The following is a 20,830-nucleotide window of genomic DNA, read 5'->3' as shown; positions in this document are numbered from 1 at the left end:
CAAACAAGCGCTACATCCCACGAGGAAAGGTGGAGGAGCCATACAAAGTCAATGATAAAATAACTGCCCGCGAGGTAAGATTGGTTGGAGACAATGTAGAGCAGGGAGTATTCTCGACCAGAGATGCTCAGAGAATAGCAAATGAGCAAAATCTTGACCTGGTTGAGATATCGCCAACTGCTAACCCACCGGTATGCCGTATTATCGATTACTCGAAATTTAAGTACGAGCAGAAGAAAAAGACCCGTGAGATGAAGGCCAAGGCTCAGAAAGTGGTTGTGAAGGAGATCCGTTTCGGTCCTAACACAGATGATCACGACTTTGAGTTTAAGCTAAAACACGCAAAAGCTTTCCTGGAAAGTGGATTTAAGATTAAGTCTTATGTGCACTTCGTGGGTAGAACGATCGTGTTTAAAGAGCGTGGTGAGATCCTGTTGCTTAAGTTTGCACAAGCACTGGAAGATGTAGCTAAAGTGGAGCAGTTACCAAAGCTGGAAGGAAAGAGAATGTTCCTGATGCTTGCTCCCAAGGTTGCAGCTCCTGTTAAAAAGTAATTTGTTTAATAAATTATATACACATGCCAAAAGTTAAAACTAAATCTGGTGCAAAGAAGCGTTTTTCTTTGACAGGAACTGGCAAAGTTAAGCGTAAGCACGCTTATAAGAGCCACATCCTGACCAAGAAAACGACTAAGCAGAAGCGTAACTTAACTCACACTGGTCTTGTTAGCTCAGCTGACATGAACAGAGTTAAAGCAATGCTTCAAATCTAATTCCAGGAATTAGAAGGTTAATTAATTAGTATAAACCCAGTGTCTGGTCTTATTTAAAGATTGAACGTAATCACCAGCCGCTAAAACTGTAAAGAAATGCCTAGATCGGTAAACGTCGTTGCAGCACGACACAGAAGAAAGAAAATAATGAAAATGGCCAAAGGTTACTTTGGCCGTCGTAAGAACGTTTGGACAGTAGCGAAAAACGCTGTTGAAAAAGGTTTAACTTACGCATACCGCGACAGAAAGCAGAAGAAAAGAGATTTTCGCGCACTTTGGATCCAGCGTATTAACGCAGGTGCACGTGAGCACGGTCTTTCTTACTCAGCTTTAATGGGCGCCCTTAGAAAGGCTAACATCGACCTAAACCGCAAAGTACTTGCTGACCTGGCGATGAACCACCCGGAAGCTTTCAAGAGCATCGTTGATAAAGTAAAGTAATTTACTTCGTTATATAACAGGAAAGGGCTTAACTTCGGTTAAGCCCTTTTTGTTTGCCGCAAAATTTAAGAAGATAGGGATTGCCAATACTATGATCCTGTCTTGAGTTTACGATAAATTCATAAAAGTTGCCCTTGCTGTGTGTTTTCACTAGCAAGCGCTCTCTGGTGAAAGTATAGTTGTCGGTGAAAACACCAACAATGGCAGGTTTCTATATTACAATAGGAAACTCTAAATAAGCTTTATAGTTATCTCAACTATAGTTCAGGAGCTTTTTGTTATCGAACTGACTGGTTAAATTCCTGATGCGTATTTCACGATGATCCCTTTTCCTTTTTTACCACCCTCGCTGGCAATGTATAGTTCGCCGTTAGGGCTAAAAGTTAGCCCTTCTGGTTGACGGAGTAATTTCTTATCCAGCATCATCGTTTTAAGTACCTCGCCCTGCTCGTTTATGATATGTAGCCTCGCGTTAACAGCATCCATAAGGTACAGATCACCGGTTGCAGGGTTATACTCAAAAGACGAAGGTTGCAGCACATCGTATTTACTTTTCTTTTTCTTTTTGGTAATGCTACTCAGGTTATCCTGAAACAATGGAATTTGAAACGCCGGTTCAACCTGCATCTTCTTATCATTCAGAGAGAAACTATAGATTCCCTTTTTGTCACCGAGTGTAGAGTCGAACCCTTTACAGGCGATCAGGAGTCGGTTGTTGGTTGCATCGTACGCCAGGCCTTCGGTATTCTGGGTGCCGGCAAGTACAGATTTGTGTTCTTTAACGGCAGTTTTTCCATTCCGGAAATCAGTAACCTCGAAAACAGAACCATCGCTGCGCAGTATGTAGGCATCGTCCTCAACTATAGAAATGCCTTCATAATCACCAGGTCCGGCAAAATCAATCTTCTCAACTATAGTTTTCTTTTCAGGGTCCCATAAGTGTATCGCGCCTTCTTCATCCTGCACACAGGCTATTAAACCATCTCTCAGCATAGCAATTCCCGAAACTTCACGCAGGTTATCTGGCAGTTCCCATTGGGCTAGGGGTTTATTTAATTCGGAGCGACTTCCGGTTTGATGTATAATTGGAAGAAGCGACGCTTCCTGCTTAGAAATTGGTCCCGCTTTCTCTTGTTGTTCCATTAGTTTACCGGATGCATCAAAATGCAGCACAATTTCCTGCATGTTATCTTCCAGTTCCACTACATAGTTAGCATTGCCATTGTGCTGTACGCGATGTGCTTCGTCAATTTTATAGTTGGCGTATTGCGCCTGCACCTGCTTAAGTATGGTGTTTGGCAAATGGCGCTGGTCTATTTCCTCGGTATAGCTCAACAGCCTTCCGTCAGGAGAGAAAACAGCTGTTCGCTCTAAGCCACTGACTTTAAATTCAACTTCAAAATTTCCGTCCTCAATATCCCAGTCGGCTTGTTTTATAGTTGGGTAACGGTCCGCAAACTGAATTTTTACAGCTTCAGGCACTTCGGTTTTATCCCAGATCGGGTCGCATGCGGTACCAGCCACCATAACGGCAAGTGTAAACGCGTATAAGCTATAATTTTTCATGATGATTGTCTTTTAGTCTAATATCAATCGAAGTTTACAACCTGATTCTGAAGACAATCTGTAGAAAGAAAAGTTTTAGCGGGATAAATGGTTAAAATTGATGCATAGCTCGTGCATGCCATTGTCAAAACGGTAGGTTGGGCGCATGTTGTAAACAGTGCAAATACGGCTTACGAGTGCCAGGCCAATACCCAGGGAATCTTTCCGTTTATTGCTACTTACAAAGCGGCCAAAGAGGTTACGACCTGTTTCGGTCAGTTCTTCACCAGAGTTCTTAATGCATAGTTTTTCCTTATCCAGAATGATCTTAATGGTACCGTCTGGTTGATTATGTTGAATGGCGTTGATGAGCAGGTTGGAAACAAGTATCTCGGCGAGACCACGATTTAAATGCACTTGCACAGGCTGCACTATAGTTTGCTCCACGGTAAGGCCATGCATTTCTATAATTTCCTGTAGTTGTTCGGTTTGTTCGGCAAGGAATTCGTGCATTGGGATATCTTCGTTCTCCTTAAATTCACGGTTCTCGATGCGGGTGAGCAGGATGAGTGACTTATTTAAACGGGCGAGGCGGCTAACCGAATTGTGCATTTCTTCCAGCAGTTTCGCCTGTGTAGGTGTCAGGTTACCGGATTGCATAAATAGTTCAAGTTTGCTGTTAACTATAGCCAGCGGTGTCTGTATCTCATGCGATACGTTCTCGGTAAACTCTTTCAGGTTCAGGTAATCGTTGTGGATCTTGTCCGTCATGGTCTGCAGTACCTGGTTCAGTTCCTGGAATTCGGTCGTTTCGGATGGCTTAAGCTGCAAGGGCCCGTACTGCGATAAACTATAGCGTTTTATTTTACCAAGTGTGTCGTAAAAGTTGCGCCAGGTGTATTTGTTTATAGTATAGTTTACAGCTCCCAAACCTACCAGAAGCATCAGAAAGGTCCAGCCCATGGCAAATACGGTGCTCTCGAACAGGTCATCAAAGTCCATCACTGATTTCAAGATGCTGTATTGGTACGCTTTGCCATTCTGGTAAGCAGCAAAGGTAAGGCGACGGTAGGGGATGTTTTCTTCGTCGTAAGAACTATAGATGAGGGTATCGGTGAGGGACTCAAGGATTGGATTTTTATCGGTAATTTCTTTCACAACTATAGTTTCTGAAACCCCCGAGGTAACATGCGGTAGTTCATTTGTACGGCGTATAAAAGCCAGGATATTTTCCTTATCCGTGAACAGTTGATCATCTACCTCGTCGTAAATCTCGCCCTGCATAATGTTATAGTAGGCAATTCCGCCCATCAGAAACACAACAAACGATACAAGCAGGTAATACAGGCTTGTTTTGGTCAGAATCCTCATTCGGCAGCAAATTTATACCCCAGGCCATAAACTGTTTGTATGTAGTCTTCGCCGCCGGCATCCATTATTTTGCGGCGCAGGTTCTTAATGTGTGTGTATACAAAATCCAGCGAGTCAAGTGCTTCCACATGGTCGCCCCACAAATGTTCGGCAATAGAGTCTTTGGTAAGCACCCGGTTTCGGTTCGAAACAAAGTACATCAGCAAGTCATATTCTTTTTTAGTCAGTGTCAGTTTTTTGTCAAGTACCTGTGCTTCCGCCGAATCCGGAAATACTTCCAGCACACCAGCCTTTACCGATTTCTGCCCGTTAAAATTCCGACGCCGGATAACAGATTTCAACCTCGCGTTCAGTTCTGATAAATGAAAAGGTTTGGTGAGGTAATCATCAGCTCCAATTTCAAGACCAGTAATTCTGTCGTCCAATGCGTTTTTAGCGGAGATAATGATGATGCCGGTTTCTGGGGTGTTTTCTTTCAGCAGTCGCACAATATCCAGTCCGTTACCGTGGGGCAGGTTAAGGTCTACAAGCACACAGGTATAAGGCAGGTCCGCGATCTTCAGGCTGGCTTCTTTAAAATCGTAGGCAGCATCGCAACTATAGCCTTCCTGTTGCAGGTAGGTAACTATAGCGTTGTTCAGTTCCTGTTCATCTTCGATAATGAGTATGCGCATAGTTTAAGGTTCAGGCTCACAACTTACCACCCGATTCTGGAGCAAATCTGTTTTAAGTAAAAAGTTATTGATTATCGGTGTAGGAGATGTTGGTTACTTCTGCTATTTCTTCGTCTTTGCCAAGTTTTAACGTTATCGTCTGGCCTACCTTGGCGCCAGTCACAATTTTGGCGATAGGCGCTACAAATGCTATCCGGCCTTCTTCAACCGATGCTTCATCCACGCCAACTATAGTGAAGATTCTTTCCTGTCCCGGTTTTTTGCCTTTTATAGTTTTGAGGGTAACCGTAGCACCAAATCGAACCTGATCGGCAGGCTGGTCTTTTGTGTCGATCACTTTTGCGGTTGCAATGCGCGAGTTGAGGGCTGCCATGCGGCCGTTCAGGATGGTTAGCTGACGGGTTCGTTCGGCTTCGTTGTCGCGTTTAGCTTCGGCCTGGCTGCGTGCTGCTTCCAGTTCGGTAAGTTCGTTGCGTAACAGCTCTAAGCCTCGCGGTGTTACATAGTTGCTTACACCCGGAGGCAACGCTGCTCTTGGCGGAATGATCGGGGCTTCCCCGGAGTCGTCTTCTTTTACAAATGCTCTGCTCATGCCCGTAAGAACGCAGGCCATAAAAGCGAGTTACAAACTATAACCTATAGCAACAGCGAATCAATAAGGTGGGCATGCACCATTTGCTTGCACGGCGACCACGAAAAGATCGTAAAACGGCCATCCTGTGATGCGACCAGCCCAAGCGCATCGCGTTGATCGTGCACGAACTGGGCAACCGACAAATGCCTGCTGCCACCGTTCTGTGCCGGGTGCAGTTGTTTTTCGGTGTTTCCAACTATAGGTTCCGTCACAATCATTTCATCTACGGGTTTGCTTCCCGATGCCCGTCCTATTTTAGCTCCAAAAGCCAACAGGTTGTAGTTATCAGAGATGATCGTGGCACCATCTATAGCGGTTAACCCGGCAACAGCATCTACTTCTCTTTTTAAGGCCTCCTGCCAGGTTCCTTTGGCTTTTTCTTCGTCCTCATGCTGCACCAACTGTGCAAGCCCGGTTAATGATGGGGCAATAGAGTAAAGCATCGGTTTGATGATGGATTTTTCCCAGTTCTCGGTATCGGATGGTACAACCAGTAAGGAGCCACCCCGCTTATGTGCCCGCATAGATACGGCAAGCTGCACCAGCACATTAGCTGCAATGTCAGTAAATGGTGTCCTGAAACCCAGTAAAGAGGTCAGGAAGCCGGGACAATCTTCCAGTGCGGCACTCTGTTCGTCTACGATCTTTATCTGGTCGCCTTTCAGTACGGCTACGTTCGCGTACTTTCCAAATCCATCCAGCCGGCGGTGCTTTATAACCAACAATCCGGGCTCCGAAACATCTACCACAAAACTTAAACTTGGTATGGTTCGGGTAGTTCCCCAAATGTACAATTCATCGTTTTCCTGCCAAACCCCGATATGGATGCCAGGCCGTTCTACGCCCGGAGCCAGCTTTGTTAGTACGGATGCCGTTAGGGGTAAGCGCTGCTGAAACAAAACGGGTTGTTCGGTTACTTCAGGAGGGAGCAATGCCAGGGATATTTTGATGACGTGACCTTCTTCACGCTGCAGGCTTGCCCAGAAAGCCGTATCGATAAGCTTCTCTATGTTGGTAGCTGAAGGTGCTGGTGCAAGCTTCTGAAAACTGGCTTGCCGGGCATCTGAAAGTTGAGCTGCAAAATGCTGTTCTATAGTTGTTGCCACGGACTGAGCTGCCTGGTATGTCGTTTTATAGGTCATGCTGATAGTACGCTTTGATGCTTAACAAGTATACTCAACTATAGTTTGCTACAGGAACTGCACCGAAATATAGCTGTTGGTATTGCGCCCCTGGTCGTCGGTGCAGGAAATTTTATACTTACCGGCTTTTTCCGGTTCAAAAAACACGTTTTCGTTGGCTGCAGCAGTCTTTACAAATTTATCGTTGATGTACCAGTGTACCTGTTTGACCTCGTTATGGGCATTGCAGTGGAGCATCAGTTTCTGGCGTTCTTCCTGTTCCAGTATATATTCCATTTCTGCTGTAGGCGATGTGATGACCGGTGCAAAGTCGTGAAAGATGCGGCTGCAGTTAGGGTTATGCGCAGGTATGCGTTGGTAAGGAATATGTTCAGAATCAAAAAAGGTCAGGATTTCGGGTGCATAGTTGGGATACCATTTCAGAGTAACGCCTGACTGAGGCTGGCAAGTAGTGCAGAAGGCATATTTTCCGTTTTCTGAAACGGGTACTTTTTTGAGGTGCGAACATTTGGCAACCGGTGAGATTCCCGGAATGAAAGTATCCATCACCTGGTCATTGCAAAACGTATTGCCTGGCTTTCCGCTTTCTGTGCACACTGCCCGGTTGCCAATTGTTTTAGGAGGGGAGAACCAACTATTGGAACTGTTATAGTCGATCGCGTTAAAAATATCGAAAAGCAGGGGCGTGGCTGAGTCTGTTCCGTTAAGTTCGGGTACACCTTCGCCGGAAAAATTACCCACCCATACACCCACCGTATAGTTCTTATTATAGCCAATGCTCCAGGCGTCTTTCCGGCCGTAGGAGGTGCCGGTTTTCCAGGCAATTTTAGGTAGGTGCGAACTGTTCTGGGCATTATGCGGAAGGTCGGGTCTCAGTAGTTGCGTTAGTATCTGGTTGATCATAAAGCTGGAAGCAGGAGAGAAGACCTGTCTGGTAACTATGGTTGAGTCGTGCTGCAGCCACCGGATCGGGCTATAGTTACCTTGGTTGGCAAAAGCAGCATACAGTGCCGTTAGTTCTTCCAGTTTTACGCCGCAGCCACCCAAAATTAATGATAAGCCCAACTGATCGCCTTCTGCTTTCATTTCTGAAAAATCTGCCTGTTGTAGCTTCTGCACAAACGAATGTACACCCACCTGGTCCAGCAATTTGACAGCCGGCACATTCAGCGAAGTGGCCAAGGCATGTTCAATTGTTACATTGCCGCTATAGTTACCGAAATAATTCTGCGGACGATATCCGGCGTAATCAATGGGTACATCACTGATGATGGTTTTAGGTGTGATCAGGCCTCTATCGAAAGCAGCGGCATACAGAAATGGCTTCAGTGTACTGCCTGGCGAACGGATAGCCCGAACACCATCTACCTGCCCACTATGCGCCACCTCCGAAAAATCTGCCGAACCCAGGTACGCTTCCACCACTTTTGTTTGGTTGTTGATGACGAGTACGGCTGCGTTATGGATGTTCTGGTAGCGTAAGCGCTGCATATAGTTGTAAGCCAGTTGCTCCACTTTTTCCTGTACCTGCCGGTTAAGAGTGGTCTTGATGATCGGCTGACTTTTATATTTCCGGAACATGCGGTAGGCAAAGTGCGGTGCTACTTTGGGCGCTTCCAAGCGCGTGGCTTCCAGAGGCTCGTTCAATGCATCCTGTATGGCAGTTTCCGGGAAAGCCTGTTCCTGTTTATAGTAACGCAGCCATTTGTTTCGGAAATCAACTATACGGGCATTCTGCTCTCCAATTCTAAGCGACGAAGGCTTGTTCGGGATAACGGTTAGGGTAACAGCCTGCGCCAGGCTCAACTGCTTTGGAGATTGGTGAAAGTAGAGAATTGATGCTGCTTTTACGCCTTCGATGTTACCGCCATAAGGAACCAGGTTCAGGTAAAGTTGCAGGATCTCGTCTTTGCTATAGTTCCACTCCAGTTGCCCAGCCCTGAATAGTTCGATGAGCTTGTTGCGATACGTCCTATCTTTCGGGTAAAGCAGCCTTGCTACCTGCATGGTTATAGTGGAAGCGCCTGAAGTTGTTTTGCCAGTTGTCAGGTTATTGAATGCAGCCCGAACTATAGCTGCAGGATTTACGCCCGGATGATAGTAAAAGTAGCGATCTTCCTTCAGCAAAACGGCTTGCTTCAGCACCGGAATTATTTCGTCAGGCTCTAACTGCATCCGCCATTTGTCGTCGCTACTCAGGAAAGCATTGATCACACTGCCATCTGACGCTGTGATAACAGGAGAATAGGAAACATTTATAGTGAGCGGGTAAAGTTTGTTCAGCACTATAAACACAACTATAGGAAAAAGCAAAACCAAGGCTGTACCTAGCAGCCACCTGTTTTTTTTGTGCAGGAGTTGCTTTAGTTTATAGTTGGTGTGCTTCAAATTTCTCACTACGTTCGAAATAAAAAAATAACTCTATTTAACCAATACCACGCCCGCACCATTATAACTATGATACTCGGCATTATACATCGCATCGGCACCCACCGGACCTAACTGGAAATTGCCTTTTGATACAGCCCGAACCTGGTAGAAGAAGTATTGCTCTTTTGATTTGGCTGTAGCGTAAATATTGATCCGGTCATCGCGGATGTCGGTATAGTCTGGCGTGGCAGGTTCCTGCTTTTGTAACCAGCTGAATTCACGTTCAGACATCAGACGCGGGTTCTCGATCTCAAAACCGGCCGGAAGCATATCGGTGATAGCTACGTTTGGTATCGTTCTGCCATCCAGCGACTGCAGCGCGATCCGAACTATAACCAGGTCATTTTGCTTAAAGGTATTATTCGTGATCTGCTTTCCATCACGGTCAAAGAAAGCTTTACGGACCTGCATGAAATTGTCTTCCTGTTTATAGTTTCCGCTTTCGCTAATGCCTTCAATCTCCCAGAAATAATAGAGTGTTCCTTTGCCCGTACCTTTCAGGGTTATAGTTCCTGCCTTCAACTTATCCTGCAGCTCCAGGTCTTTACCGTTATAAGTACCAATCACTTTACCATTCTGAATAACCTGTGCCGTGACATTACCTGCGCTACGGCTAGCAAGCTTACCGAGTGCCATTAGGGCAAAAGCACGTTCCTGGGTATTGTACCAGCGCTTCGATTTTAACTCTTCCGAAAGATGCCTTGCCAGCGTGGTTACCTGCGGATTTTCCGGATCTGCTTCGATCAGACTGTTCAGTGAAATGGCTTGATCTCGTAACGGAGAATAGAAGCTGCCATCCAGCGCACGAACAGAGGTTTCGCCGGAGAAGGAGCGGGGAAGTATCTGGCTAAAGCTTTCGCGGCGGCCGTTTATAGCGTAAGTGCTGGCCAGCAGGTATCGGCTATCCAACGACAGCAGTTCCGGCCGGGCTTTATAGTAGTTCATAGTAGCCCAGTCTGGTTTGCCGGCAATGCTTAGCACGTAAAGCGAATAGGCAGTTTCGCGCGAAGCAATGTACTTACTTTCGACCTTGCGGCTGGCATTATAGTAGCGGTATTCTTCCATACCTTTACCTTTTACTTTGCGCTGCAGGTAAGTCAGTGCTTTGTCGAGTACCTGTTGCGTTACCGGGTAACCTGCTTTTTTTGCTTCCAGAAGAAAATGTGTGGCGTAGGCACTGCTCCACCAATCGGTGTTTTCGGCTCCAGGCCAGTACGTAAAGCCGCCATCGTATTGCTGCATCAGCTCTATTTTAGTTATCGCTTCCTGCACCAGGTAGTTCGGGTTGTAGGTTCTGTTCTTTCCGGTTTGGTGCAACGATTTTGCCAGGTCTGTGTAGTAAAGCAGCGGGAATGCAGTGGAAGTTATTTGTTCCAGGCAACTGTGCGGGTAACGCAGTAAAAACGTAATATCATCTGTAAACTGGGCAAGCGGAGAATTGCTTACGATCAGCTTAGAAGAAGCCGATGAAGGAATAAAATCATGGGCCAGTTTGATTTCGGTTGTGCTGCCAGCTTTTATAGTTCCGGCTTCTGTTATTTTAGAGAGTGGTGCTGTTGGACGAACCGTAATATCGGTGTTGCTGGTAAATTTCTCACTGAGGGCATTTACGTTAACCGTTACTTTTGCCTGACCTATAGTTGGCGTGGCTACCAGTTTGTAAACTACCTGCATTTCGGAGTTAGGATTTATAGTTGCTGATTTAGCCGAACTGCCAACTATACGCAACGGTCCTGTAACAGAAATAGCACTGCTGGCAGTTGCTTTTTTAGCGGTGGTATTACTCAATGTAACAGGCACCAGCAGCGTATCTTTCGGGCTCACAAAACGCGGAAGTGCCGTGCTGATAACCACAGGATCTGAAACACGCATCATTTTCTCCGCAGAACCAAAAGCGCCGCCTTTGTAGGCCACAGCCATTACTCGTACGGCACCCGAAAACTCCGGAATCCTAACCCTAACTATAGCTTCGCCGTTGCTGTTGGTCTTTAAATGCCCGCTCCAAAGCGATACCAGTTTAACACGTTTTGAAGTAAGCGGATTGATACGTTTCTCCAGATCATAGCCATCGCCACCAACGCTGGAGCGGCTACTTAACTCAGGGAATAGGTAAGGGTAGAGATCATAGGCTTCTGTTTCCAGGGCACGTTTCTGGTAAAAATAGCCGTGCGGGTCCGGGGTTTTATAGTCTTTCAGTTGTAGTATACCTTCATCTACCACAGCAAGCGTAACTTCTGCATTCGGAGCAGTTTTGATCTTTACCTGCTGAAGCTTATTAGAACGGGAAACTTCTGGTGCCGTGATGGCTACATTCAGTTTGGTGCTTTTTGCAGTTACAGTAACAGGTTTAAATCCCCTGGCAATCGTTAAGGGCATCCTGTTATCTTTTACCTGACGCAGTGCCGTGGCTGTGATATAAACCGTAGGCAAATGCACACTAACTATAGGCAACTCCAGGGAAGCTGCTTTTTTATCTGTTTTAAGGTAGTAATGGCTCAGTACTTTGTCCTGCTCTACAGTTACCAGTATCTTACCGGCAAACGGGGCTTTGAAAAGTACTTTTGCTTTCTCGCCAACCGCATAACTTTCTTTATCCAGGGCAATGTCTACTTCTCCTTCGGTGTTCACTTCAAAAGAGGTGCTTTCGGTATCGCCCCAGCCATAGGCATAAAACTCTTGGGCTACATAGTTATAAGCGCCCGGCCGCATTACTCGCAGTTCGTACTCTCCAGAGGAAACAGGAGTAAAGTTAAAGTTGCCGCCGCCAACAGGTATCGTTATAGTTTTGTTGAGAACGATGTTTTCCTTGCGCTGCGACTTATAGTTATAGTTTTCAGAGTATCGCTCTATCACCGACTCGTAGGTATAACGTACCAGCTGCACACGTGCTGTGGCTGCAACAGGTTTTCCGTTACGGTCAAGAGCTATCAGCGGGATATTCATCGGGCGGCGGGTACTCACATAGGCTTCAAACCTGCGGATTCCGTAAAATGCCTTTTGTGTGCTTACATCAAATTTGCTCAGCCTGTTAACGGGTCTTCCTGTCTCATCGAACACCGTGGTATAAACCGAGCCGTCCAGCAAACCTACATCCTGGTAACCGGCCAGTTCAAAGGTTTCCTGTCCTTTGCCCTGCGCGTCGGTCAGGCCCTGGCGCACGCTGTTTTGGATATCTACTGTGCCCGATGTTTCGATCTCAAAGTTATAGTCCGGGTAGTTCTTCGCCTCGAAGTATTTCTTTTTAAGGCTGAGCTGTACTTCATAGTTGCGGTTGGCAGCAGGCGGACCAAACAGGTTTAAAGCGGTCAGGTTCACGGTCAGTTTATCGCCCGGTACAAAAGCAGTTTTATTAAGCGTAGCTGTTACTTTCAGCCTGTCGGGCATAAATTCTTCTACACCTATTTTGCGGGAATTCAGAAGCACATCGTTGCCGGAGTATACTTCTATAGTATAAGTGCCCGTAACCGATGCTGTAGAAAGTAAGAACCTGGTTTCGAAAGCGCCTTCTTTATTAAGCTTGCCCTTCACACTGCGGAGTTCTTTGCCATTAGGTAACAGCAGTTTAATTTTGACAGGCAATCCGGCTACGGTTTCCCAGGCTGGGGTGCGAACTATAGTATTTACATGTACGGTGTCGCCGGGACGGTACAGATCCCGGTCGCCATAGATATAAGCATCATAGTTCAGTTCACCCAGGCGTTTGCCACCAACATCAAAACGGGACGTGTTTACCTGTGTCTGGCTGTATGGCATATAGTTGAAGTCCTGGCCAAGGCGGGCTGTTATCAGCCCCATAATAAAGTTAGGCGCCATTTTATCTATATTACTAAAACGGGCTACGCCATCTTTATCGGTAGTGGCTTTATGGATGACCTGGTTGTTGGTGCTGATAAACCGGATCTCAACTCCCTCCAGCGTATTAGCTTCCCGGATAGAGTTTGCAAAAACTACTACATCATTTCCCCCTTGCTTCGCAATCAATCCAATATCAGATACTGATATGATCTTAGACGTTTTGAGCCATTTCTTATCTGTACTCGAAACGTTTATCACATATAATCCCTTAAACTGGCTGTCAAAATCAAGATCGTTCAGGTCGAGGTGCAGCAGGTGTGTATTGCCTTTCTTGCGTAGTTCTTTTGTATTGTATTCGCGCTCAAAAATGGTGTTGCCGTTGGTATTGTTTACATCATAATAAGAACTCTCATAGTATTCTTCGGCCTCTTCGTCATAGTAGCCATCGTACATCTTACCGTCCTGCAGGTAGCGCAGAATATTGTTCTCATATACTTTCCCGATGCTTACTTTGATGCGTGGCACCTGCACCAGGTTAAGCGCTATATCTCGGGCGCCCTGGCTGCTCAGATAAATACTTTTCTGGTTTACAAAGGCAACAGTTGGCTGCAGTGTCTGGAAGGTAACCGGGTGCCTGTACTTTTTACCCAGTTCCTTTCCTGCTACTCCGGCAAGCTTTTCATCTATAGTTATAGTATAGTTCTCATCACCCGAAAAATTTCCTTTCACTACCAACCCGTTATCCAGGCGCTCGATAGAAAATTCTCGCCTTGGGTTTATAGTTACCAGGCTATGCAGATCGTCGTTGGTTATGGGCTGTGTCGTGAAAACATAGATGCGTTCCTGGCCTTCCTCGAAAGCAGTGGCGACTTCACTTATTTGCATCTGCTTACGGCTTGGCAGTTTTATCTCGCGTTCTATAGTTTGCTGTGTCTGGTAAGTGCTCCCCGGCATGGTTACACCTTTGTTTATAGCAAGTCTAACAGGTATAGCTTCTTCGGTTGCCTGGTTTACCTGCTTTAGCTTCACAACTATAGTTTCGAGGTTGCTGCTTACTACTTCCAGGGGTAGTTCGGTTTTGCCCTGGTACACATGTAAATTATCGCGCAGGGTGGCTATAGTTATGGGGTAGTTAAAGGTAAGCAGCAGGTTCGCTTCCAGTTCAGTCGGGTTGTTTTCGTTCAGGGTCCAGTAAGCTTTTGGTTTGGTAAGCGCCAGGTAAGGTGTGTGAAAAGTAAAGCCTTGTCCGCTAGGTATTTTATAGTTGGTCCTGGAATGGCGCAGCAGATTATCGGTTAGCTCAGCCTGGTAATTGGTACTTGGCGCAAACGGGCGGGCAGGAGAGAAGACCAGTTCATCCGGAGCGGTCCATTTAAACTGCCCTGGCACAGCAGGCCTGAATGTGATATAAGGAATTGTATCCCATTGGTTCAGGAGCGAATCGGGTATCAGCGCTTTATCAAACTTAAAAACCAGGTTTTGTTCCTGTGCTATTTCCTGTTCAAAGTTACGGCTCTCTAAAAGTAATTCGTCGCTTTTGCCTTTGCAGCCGTATAGCAGCGCAATCAGAACTATAAACCTAAAGGATAACAGGAGTGAGTAGGGTGATTTTTTCATAGAGTAGAAAAAAAGTAGGCCATAATCTTACTTAAATATAGAAAAAGTTTACTTGAAAAAAGAATGTTAGAGAATAGATTAAATTTCTGGCACACGAATTGCAACTACCCATTTCAGTTGCGTATAAAGTTTTCAAATCAAAAATTGAATGTTATGAAAAAGGTAATCAGTTTAGCTCTAAGCCTTGTATTGATAGTTGCAGTTGCCTTTAGTGCTTCTGCTCAAACGAAAGAACGTACAGGCTGGAGCCCACAGGCTAAAGGAGCCGTAATTGGTGGTGCTACAGGTGCTGCCGCAGGTGCAATCATCCATAAGCGTAACCGTGTAGTAGGTGGTGCAGTTGGTGCAGCAGTTGGTGCAGGTGCAGGTTATGGTGTTGGTAAAATAATCGACAACAAGCAGAAGAAAAAAGAAGCAGAGCGTATTGCAGCAGCTAACAGAGCAGCCGCAGCTAACAGAGCAGCAAATGCCCGTATGGCATCTACTTCTACCAGAAGAGCCACTCCGGCTAAAGCAGCTCCTGCAACTTCAAATGCCCTAGTTGCTAATGAAAATGCAATGGCTTACAATGGTACTTCTATGGCTTATTTAGCAGAGAACATGTTCCTGCCAAACCCGGATTTCGGTGATAAAGATAAACCATATCATACTTCTGAATACAGAAGAAAAAGCTGGTAATTAATACCTCTACTCATAAAAAAAGCCAGTCATTTATGACTGGTTTTTTTTTAATCCGTATAAGCCGGAAAATATATATGTGTTTTTGTATTTAAGTATACACTAAAAAACTAAAATTATGAGATCCTTAATCGCAATGCTATCCGTAGCATTCCTATTCACATCCTGCCAGAAAACCGAAGACGTTAAAGTGGTACAGGACCTGAATAAACAATTTATTGATGCTTGGAACAGCGAAGATGAAAGTAAAGTAGAAGCTATGCTGGCCGAAGACGTAGACTTTGTGCAGGGCGAGATTCATTATAGCGGTAAGTCAGAGGTTGCTGACAAATGGGTAAATGAGACCATTGAGACAATAGAAGACCTCAGACTGAATGTTGTAAGCTCCGGTATAGATAATAACATAGCGTACGAAGCCGGTACTTTCTCAGTAGATGTAAAACCAGAAGCACCGGGACAGCCGGGTGGCGAAGGCGAAGGTAACTTTATACTTCTCTGGAAAAAAGGGGAGGACGGTAACTGGAAACTTAGCTATGCCCAGCTGGAAGACATGCCGGTACAGGTAAAACTGTAATACATCAAACTATAAAACATAAAAAGAGCGGTCCTGACTATTCGGGATCGCTCTTTTTATTTTACAGAACTGCTTGTTAGCTAAAACTATAGCGCGTATAGTTGCCTCACTAACTATAGTTTATAGTTTGGAGATAAAGCAAAAAAGCCTGCCGGATTAAACCAGCAGGCTTTTGTTGTAGCGGGGAGCAGAATCGAACTGCCGACCTCAGGGTTATGAATCCTGCGCTCTAACCATCTGAGCTACCCCGCCGAATTGTGATGCAAAAGTAGGAAAAAGATTTAATTCCGCACAATACCTGAGCCAGAAAAAAAATATTTTATTTTCGATATATTAATAGAATCAAAAAATAACACTATACTTACTCAATCACTTACTATTATGCTCTATGATGAGATCAACTAAGACAAAATTTGTTGGAGAGTACCCTATAAATGCATCAGCCCGATTACTGTACCCTTACCTAAGCACAGCCAGCGGTTTAGCCGAATGGTTTTGCGACGATGTAAAAGTAGAGGAGAATAAGGTATTTAACTTTGTGTGGGATGGCAGCAACCATTATGCTGAAATGACCGGGTACCGGACCAACCGTTCTGTCCGTTTTCTTTTCCTGGATGATAACCGCCAGCATGTTTCAGACCCATCGTACATTGACTTTTCAATCGAATCGAGTGAACTGACTCAGGAACAGTTCCTGAAAGTAGTGGATTACTCTGATGAAGAAGATCACGAGGAATTGGCTGAACTTTGGGAGCACCTGATGCAAAACCTGAGAGAAATAATAGGCGGGTAACGTTCTGTCTGGTTCAGCTGCGTATCTTTGCACGTTTTTTGGTGTATGGGCGTTACACTATAAACCCATAGTGCCTTGCAAATACGCATCGGTTATTGGCTCTCATGAAGAAATTAGATAAACTTATTATCCGGTCGTTCATCGGCCCGTTCATATTAACCTTTGCTGTGGTAGAGTTTATTTTGCTCACACAGTATATGCTCAAATACCTCGACGAACTGGTAGGTAAAGATCTTGGTGCCAGCGTTTTCGGAGAACTTCTCTTTTATTTCAGCATAAACATGGCTCCGGTGGCATTGCCGTTAGCCGTGCTTCTTTCGTCCCTGATGACTTATGGTACCCTTGGCGAACACCACGAACTAACGGCCATTAAAACATCCGGCGTAGCCCTTCCCCGTATTCTGCGTCCTGTTTTTATTTTTACCACCGTGCTGGGTATTGCTGCCTTTTTCTTTAACAACAACATAGTTCCTAAAGCTAACCTTAAAGCCTATAGTTTACTCTGGGACATCAGGCAGACCAAACCAACCATGAACTTTAAGGAAGGTGCATTCTATAATGGTTTACCCGGCTATAGTATCAAGATAAATGAAAAGCTGGGAGATGGTGGCGCCGTTCGTGATGTAATGATCTATGACCATACGCAGGGCGGTAACAACAGCAGGATAATCTTGGCTGACTCGGGGAGAATGTTTACCGAGCACAACGATAATTACTTGGTACTGGAGCTTTTCGACGGCAATATCTATGTAAACCAGAGCAACAATACCTTGCGAAGCTCTTCTGAAGACCAGTTTGTTCGCCAGCGCTTTGAAGAAAGCAAGATCATGTTCAGCCTTTCGTCTTTTGACCTGAGCCGTACCCGCGAGGAGTATTTTTCGGATAACAAAATGATGAAGAATATTGCAGAATTGGACCTGGTGACCGATTCCCTTACCAACCTTTCGCAGAAGGATAGATCAAAGTTTATAACGAATGTAGATCCGTTTTACATGTACATGAAAGTGGATACTACAAGAACAAAAATAGGAGGGCAGGCAATTATAAGTAAAGAACTGGATAAAGAGTTGCCGGATGTAAAAGCCAGTACCCTGATGATGGCCAAGAATAAGGCCCGAAACATTAAGACCTTTACAACCAGTTATATCGAGCGTGTAAACAGTACCGTTCGCGAAGCCAACAACTTCGAGATCGAGATATGGAAAAAATACACACAGTCGGCCAGTATCATAGTTATGTTTCTTATAGGGGCTCCACTTGGTGCCATCATTAAAAAGGGTGGGCTTGGCGTACCGGTTATCATCTCGATCATTTTCTTTATTGTGATGTATGTGCTGTCTATACTCGGTGAAAAGTGGGCGAGAGAGGGCTTGCTGCCGGTACCGGTTGGCATGTGGGCATCCAATGCTATTTTAATACCCATTGGTTTGTTTTTCCTGTACCAGGCCCGCAACGATTCGAGTCTGCTGGAAACTGACTTCTGGAGAAAAACACTTACCCGCCTGAAACGTAATAAATTATAGTTAGGTTAAAAATAGAGTCCGTAAATAGTTTTTGATTAATTTAATTTTTTATATCTTTGCGGCTTATACGGCAATCTCATTGATAAAAACAGATTGATATTTATACGAAATGAAATTAACTACTGAAGCGAAACAAGAAATTTTCGAAAAGCACGGCATAAGCAAAACCAAAACAGATACTGGTTCAGCTGAGTCTCAGATCGCGCTTTTCACTACACGCATTACTGATCTTACAGAGCACCTGAAGATTCATAAAAAAGATTTCAGCACCCGTCTGGGTCTTCTGAAACTGGTAGGTAAAAGAAGAAGATTGCTTAACTACCTTCAGAAAAACGATATCGAAAGATACAGAGCTATCATTGCTGAGTTAGGTATCAGAAAATAATTTATTTGGGTTAGGGAATTCACAAAAGGGATTCCCTAATCTTTTTTATAATACCTCCCTTTCTTTTTGCCAGTACCCCCGACAGCGGCCGCAATGGGCAGCCCTGTTTTTGATGAAAAAAAATAATTGAAGATGTCACAAAACGCGATCACAAAAACAATCTTTCTTCCGGATGGCCGGGAGATAACTATTGAAACTGGTAAATTAGCCAAGCAGGCCGATGGTTCTGTTGTGGTAAAAATGGGAAACACGATGCTGCTTGCAGCTATTGTTTCTAACAAAGAAGCTAGAGAAGGTGTAGATTTTCTGCCACTTTCTGTTGACTATCAGGAGAAATTTGCTTCGTCTGGTAAGATCCCTGGTGGTTTCCTGAAAAGAGAAGCTCGCCTTTCTGATTACGAAATCCTGGTTTCGCGCTTGGTTGACCGTGTACTGCGCCCGCTGTTCCCGGATGATTACCATGCAGAAACCCAAATGACGATACACATGATCTCTGCTGATACGGAGATTATGCCGGATGCCCTTGCCGCTTTGGCTGCATCTGCTGCACTAGCTGTATCTGATATTCCATTCAACGGCCCGATCTCTGAAGTGCGTGTAGCGCGTATCGATGGCCAGTTAGTAATTAACCCTACTGTTTCTGACCTGCAGCGTGCCGACATCGATATGATGGTTGGTGCCTCTATGGACAGCGTTGTGATGGTAGAAGGTGAGATGAATGAAGTTTCTGAAGCTGAAATGCTGGAAGCTATCAAATTTGCACACGAAGCCATTAAAGTACAGTGCCAGGCACAGCTTGAGCTTGCTGAGATGGTTGGCAAACTACAGAAGCGCGACTACTCGCATGAAACTCATGATGAAGAGCTACGCGAGAAAGTACGTTCTGCTACTTACAACAAAGCTTATGAAGTTGCTATGCGTGGCAGAGCAAACAAGTCTGAGCGTAAAGAAGGCTTCGCAGCTGTTCTGAACGAGTTTGTTGAGTCGCTTGGCGAAGACCATGGATACGACATGGGCCTTATCAAAACATATTACCATGATGTTGAGAAGGAAGCTGTTCGTAACATGATCCTGGATGAACGTGTTCGTCTGGATGGCCGTCAACTGGATGAGATTCGTCCGATCTGGTCTGAGGTTAACTACCTGCCAGCTACACACGGTTCTGCAGTATTTACACGCGGCGAAACGCAGTCATTAACAACTGTAACCTTAGGTACCAAACTGGACGAGCAGATGATCGACAGCGCGATGGTATCGGGTTACAATAAATTCTTATTACATTATAACTTCCCTGCGTTCTCTACTGGCGAGGTGAAGCCAAACAGAGGTCCTGGCCGTCGTGAGATCGGACATGGTAACCTGGCGCTTCGTGCTCTTAAGAAAGTATTGCCTTCAGATTCAGAGAATCCATATACGATCCGTATCGTTTCTGATATCCTGGAATCTAACGGTTCATCTTCTATGGCAACTGTATGTGCGGGTTCGCTTGCACTGATGGATGCCGGTGTACCTGTTAAAGGCGGTGTTTCTGGTATAGCCATGGGGCTTATCACAGACGAAAAGACTGGTAAGTTTGCCGTTCTTTCTGATATCCTGGGTGATGAAGATCACCTGGGTGATATGGACTTTAAAGTAGCTGGTACAAAAGATGGTATCACTGCCTGCCAGATGGATATTAAAGTTCACGGTTTGTCTTACGATGTACTTTCTCAGGCTCTTGAGCAGGCTAAAGCTGGTCGTTTACACATCCTGAACGAGATGAGCAAGACGCTTTCTTCGCCTAACGCGGATTACAAGCCACATACACCACGTTCATTCAACATGATCATCGATAAAGAATTTATCGGTGCAGTTATCGGACCAGGCGGTAAAGTTATCCAGCAGATCCAGAAAGACACAGGTGCTACGATCATCATCGAAGAGAAGAACGAGAAAGGTCACGTTAATATCTTCGCCAGCGATCAGGATTCTATGAACAGCGCTGTATCTAAGATCCGTGCTATAGTTGCACAGCCTGAGATCGGCGAGGTATATATCGGTAAAGTTAAATCAATCCAGCCATATGGTGCTTTTGTAGAGTTTATGGCAGGTAAAGATGGTTTGCTTCACATCTCTGAAATCAAGCACGAGCGTGTTGAAACGATGGATGGTGTGCTGGAAGTAGGAGAGGAAGTGAAAGTAAAACTGATCGACGTAGATAAGAAGACAGGTAAATTCAAACTGTCTCGCAAAGCGATCCTTCCAAGACCGGAAGCTCCACAGCAAAATCAATAGTCATTTTTTTCTCCTGGTGCTATGCAGCATAGCTGTTTTTGCACCAGGAGTTTTTTATTTTTTGGGTTTCGCGTACAGGTTCTTGATTTTATTCGTAATATGTAAGAACTTTGCGCGATTTTCTGGTGTTACCAAACCGAGCCCAAAATAAACATTCAACATTTTTGCATTAATAATATACT

16 protein-coding genes and 1 tRNA gene are annotated in these 20,830 nt (G+C 45.1%); 9 read left to right on the top strand and 8 right to left on the bottom strand.

Annotation, left to right across the window (positions count from 1 at the left end; genetic code table 11):
* The first annotated feature begins 29 nt into the window (after window positions 1-29).
* The 3 genes from infC to rplT all read left to right on the top strand — a co-directional run bounded on the left by infC (window position 30) and on the right by rplT (window position 1,213).
* Window positions 30-554, top strand: coding sequence for a translation initiation factor IF-3 (gene infC / locus ABS362_RS11635; RefSeq protein ID WP_350412649.1), 525 nt, complete (start codon window positions 30-32; stop codon window positions 552-554).
* A 23-nt stretch (window positions 555-577) separates the two neighbouring features.
* Window positions 578-772: a 50S ribosomal protein L35 gene (gene rpmI / locus ABS362_RS11630; protein ID WP_350412648.1), complete on the top strand. Its 195-nt coding sequence runs from the start codon at window positions 578-580 to the stop codon at window positions 770-772.
* Window positions 773-868: 96 nt separating this feature from the next.
* Complete coding sequence (rplT, locus tag ABS362_RS11625) at window positions 869-1,213, top strand: 50S ribosomal protein L20 (protein WP_350412647.1); 345 nt, start codon at window positions 869-871, stop codon at window positions 1,211-1,213.
* Window positions 1,214-1,507: 294 nt separating this feature from the next.
* Here rplT and ABS362_RS11620 read toward each other — a convergent pair whose 3' ends face one another.
* From ABS362_RS11620 to ABS362_RS11590, 7 genes are all read right to left on the bottom strand, one after another.
* Window positions 1,508-2,779: an SdiA-regulated domain-containing protein gene (locus ABS362_RS11620; protein WP_350412646.1), complete on the bottom strand. Its 1,272-nt coding sequence runs from the start codon at window positions 2,777-2,779 to the stop codon at window positions 1,508-1,510.
* A gap of 75 nt (window positions 2,780-2,854) precedes the next feature.
* Window positions 2,855-4,129 (bottom strand): sensor histidine kinase, encoded by a 1,275-nt coding sequence (locus ABS362_RS11615; RefSeq protein ID WP_350412645.1) that lies wholly within the window; start codon window positions 4,127-4,129, stop codon window positions 2,855-2,857.
* Window positions 4,126-4,803, bottom strand: a complete 678-nt coding sequence (locus tag ABS362_RS11610) for a response regulator transcription factor (protein ID WP_350412644.1) — start codon at window positions 4,801-4,803, stop codon at window positions 4,126-4,128. Before ABS362_RS11610 ends, ABS362_RS11615 begins: the two co-directional genes overlap by 4 nt.
* Before the next feature lie 64 nt (window positions 4,804-4,867).
* Complete coding sequence (locus ABS362_RS11605; RefSeq protein ID WP_350412643.1) at window positions 4,868-5,416, bottom strand: GreA/GreB family elongation factor; 549 nt, start codon at window positions 5,414-5,416, stop codon at window positions 4,868-4,870.
* Between the two features lie 23 nt (window positions 5,417-5,439).
* Window positions 5,440-6,579 carry a putative sensor domain DACNV-containing protein gene (locus tag ABS362_RS11600; RefSeq protein WP_350412642.1) on the bottom strand — a complete coding sequence of 380 codons (1,140 nt, stop codon included), beginning with the start codon at window positions 6,577-6,579 and terminating at the stop codon, window positions 5,440-5,442.
* Between the two features lie 48 nt (window positions 6,580-6,627).
* A complete protein-coding gene (pbpC, locus tag ABS362_RS11595; RefSeq protein ID WP_350412641.1) occupies window positions 6,628-8,976 on the bottom strand; it encodes a penicillin-binding protein 1C in 2,349 nt (782 codons plus the stop codon).
* A 24-nt stretch (window positions 8,977-9,000) separates the two neighbouring features.
* Window positions 9,001-14,421, bottom strand: coding sequence for an alpha-2-macroglobulin family protein (locus ABS362_RS11590; RefSeq protein WP_350412640.1), 5,421 nt, complete (start codon window positions 14,419-14,421; stop codon window positions 9,001-9,003).
* 153 nt (window positions 14,422-14,574) lie between these two features.
* Here ABS362_RS11590 and ABS362_RS11585 point away from each other — a divergent pair, with 153 nt between their 5' ends.
* A complete protein-coding gene (locus ABS362_RS11585; protein WP_350412639.1) occupies window positions 14,575-15,099 on the top strand; it encodes a YMGG-like glycine zipper-containing protein in 525 nt (174 codons plus the stop codon).
* Between the two features lie 118 nt (window positions 15,100-15,217).
* Window positions 15,218-15,673 (top strand): YybH family protein, encoded by a 456-nt coding sequence (locus ABS362_RS11580; RefSeq protein WP_350412638.1) that lies wholly within the window; start codon window positions 15,218-15,220, stop codon window positions 15,671-15,673.
* A gap of 178 nt (window positions 15,674-15,851) precedes the next feature.
* Here the strand turns inward: ABS362_RS11580 and ABS362_RS11575 are convergent.
* A tRNA-Met gene (locus ABS362_RS11575) sits at window positions 15,852-15,925 on the bottom strand.
* Window positions 15,926-16,064: 139 nt separating this feature from the next.
* Between ABS362_RS11575 and ABS362_RS11570 the strand changes: the two genes are divergently transcribed.
* The 4 genes from ABS362_RS11570 to pnp all read left to right on the top strand — a co-directional run bounded on the left by ABS362_RS11570 (window position 16,065) and on the right by pnp (window position 20,648).
* The gene (locus tag ABS362_RS11570) at window positions 16,065-16,466 is read left to right on the top strand and encodes an START-like domain-containing protein (RefSeq protein WP_350412732.1); all 402 of its coding nucleotides are present in this window, start codon (window positions 16,065-16,067) and stop codon (window positions 16,464-16,466) included.
* 104 nt (window positions 16,467-16,570) lie between these two features.
* The gene (locus ABS362_RS11565; RefSeq protein WP_350412637.1) at window positions 16,571-17,989 is read left to right on the top strand and encodes an LptF/LptG family permease; all 1,419 of its coding nucleotides are present in this window, start codon (window positions 16,571-16,573) and stop codon (window positions 17,987-17,989) included.
* Between the two features lie 109 nt (window positions 17,990-18,098).
* A complete protein-coding gene (rpsO, locus tag ABS362_RS11560; protein ID WP_350412636.1) occupies window positions 18,099-18,374 on the top strand; it encodes a 30S ribosomal protein S15 in 276 nt (91 codons plus the stop codon).
* 132 nt (window positions 18,375-18,506) lie between these two features.
* Window positions 18,507-20,648, top strand: coding sequence for a polyribonucleotide nucleotidyltransferase (gene pnp / locus ABS362_RS11555; protein ID WP_350412635.1), 2,142 nt, complete (start codon window positions 18,507-18,509; stop codon window positions 20,646-20,648).
* Window positions 20,649-20,830: the final 182 nt, after the last annotated feature.

This window comes from Pontibacter populi (genome assembly GCF_040278685.1).
Taxonomy (GTDB): domain Bacteria; phylum Bacteroidota; class Bacteroidia; order Cytophagales; family Hymenobacteraceae; genus Pontibacter; species Pontibacter populi.
The sequence above is the reverse complement of the archived record's forward strand: the minus strand, read 5'-3'. Positions and strand labels throughout refer to the sequence as shown.

Excerpts from the sequence above, each read along its gene's own strand:
- rpmI (WP_350412648.1), top strand. The coding sequence starts at position 578 with ATGCCAAAAGTTAAAACTAAATCTGGTGCAAAGAAGCGTTTTTCTTTG.
- rplT (WP_350412647.1), top strand. The coding sequence starts at position 869 with ATGCCTAGATCGGTAAACGTCGTTGCAGCACGACACAGAAGAAAGAAA.
- ABS362_RS11620 (WP_350412646.1), bottom strand. The coding sequence starts at position 2,779 with ATGAAAAATTATAGCTTATACGCGTTTACACTTGCCGTTATGGTGGCT.
- ABS362_RS11615 (WP_350412645.1), bottom strand. The coding sequence starts at position 4,129 with ATGAGGATTCTGACCAAAACAAGCCTGTATTACCTGCTTGTATCGTTT.
- ABS362_RS11610 (WP_350412644.1), bottom strand. The coding sequence starts at position 4,803 with ATGCGCATACTCATTATCGAAGATGAACAGGAACTGAACAACGCTATA.
- ABS362_RS11605 (WP_350412643.1), bottom strand. The coding sequence starts at position 5,416 with ATGGCCTGCGTTCTTACGGGCATGAGCAGAGCATTTGTAAAAGAAGAC.
- ABS362_RS11600 (WP_350412642.1), bottom strand. The coding sequence starts at position 6,579 with ATGACCTATAAAACGACATACCAGGCAGCTCAGTCCGTGGCAACAACT.
- ABS362_RS11590 (WP_350412640.1), bottom strand. The coding sequence starts at position 14,421 with ATGAAAAAATCACCCTACTCACTCCTGTTATCCTTTAGGTTTATAGTT.
- ABS362_RS11585 (WP_350412639.1), top strand. The coding sequence starts at position 14,575 with ATGAAAAAGGTAATCAGTTTAGCTCTAAGCCTTGTATTGATAGTTGCA.
- ABS362_RS11580 (WP_350412638.1), top strand. The coding sequence starts at position 15,218 with ATGAGATCCTTAATCGCAATGCTATCCGTAGCATTCCTATTCACATCC.
- ABS362_RS11570 (WP_350412732.1), top strand. The coding sequence starts at position 16,065 with ATGAGATCAACTAAGACAAAATTTGTTGGAGAGTACCCTATAAATGCA.
- ABS362_RS11565 (WP_350412637.1), top strand. The coding sequence starts at position 16,571 with ATGAAGAAATTAGATAAACTTATTATCCGGTCGTTCATCGGCCCGTTC.
- rpsO (WP_350412636.1), top strand. The coding sequence starts at position 18,099 with ATGAAATTAACTACTGAAGCGAAACAAGAAATTTTCGAAAAGCACGGC.
- pnp (WP_350412635.1), top strand. The coding sequence starts at position 18,507 with ATGTCACAAAACGCGATCACAAAAACAATCTTTCTTCCGGATGGCCGG.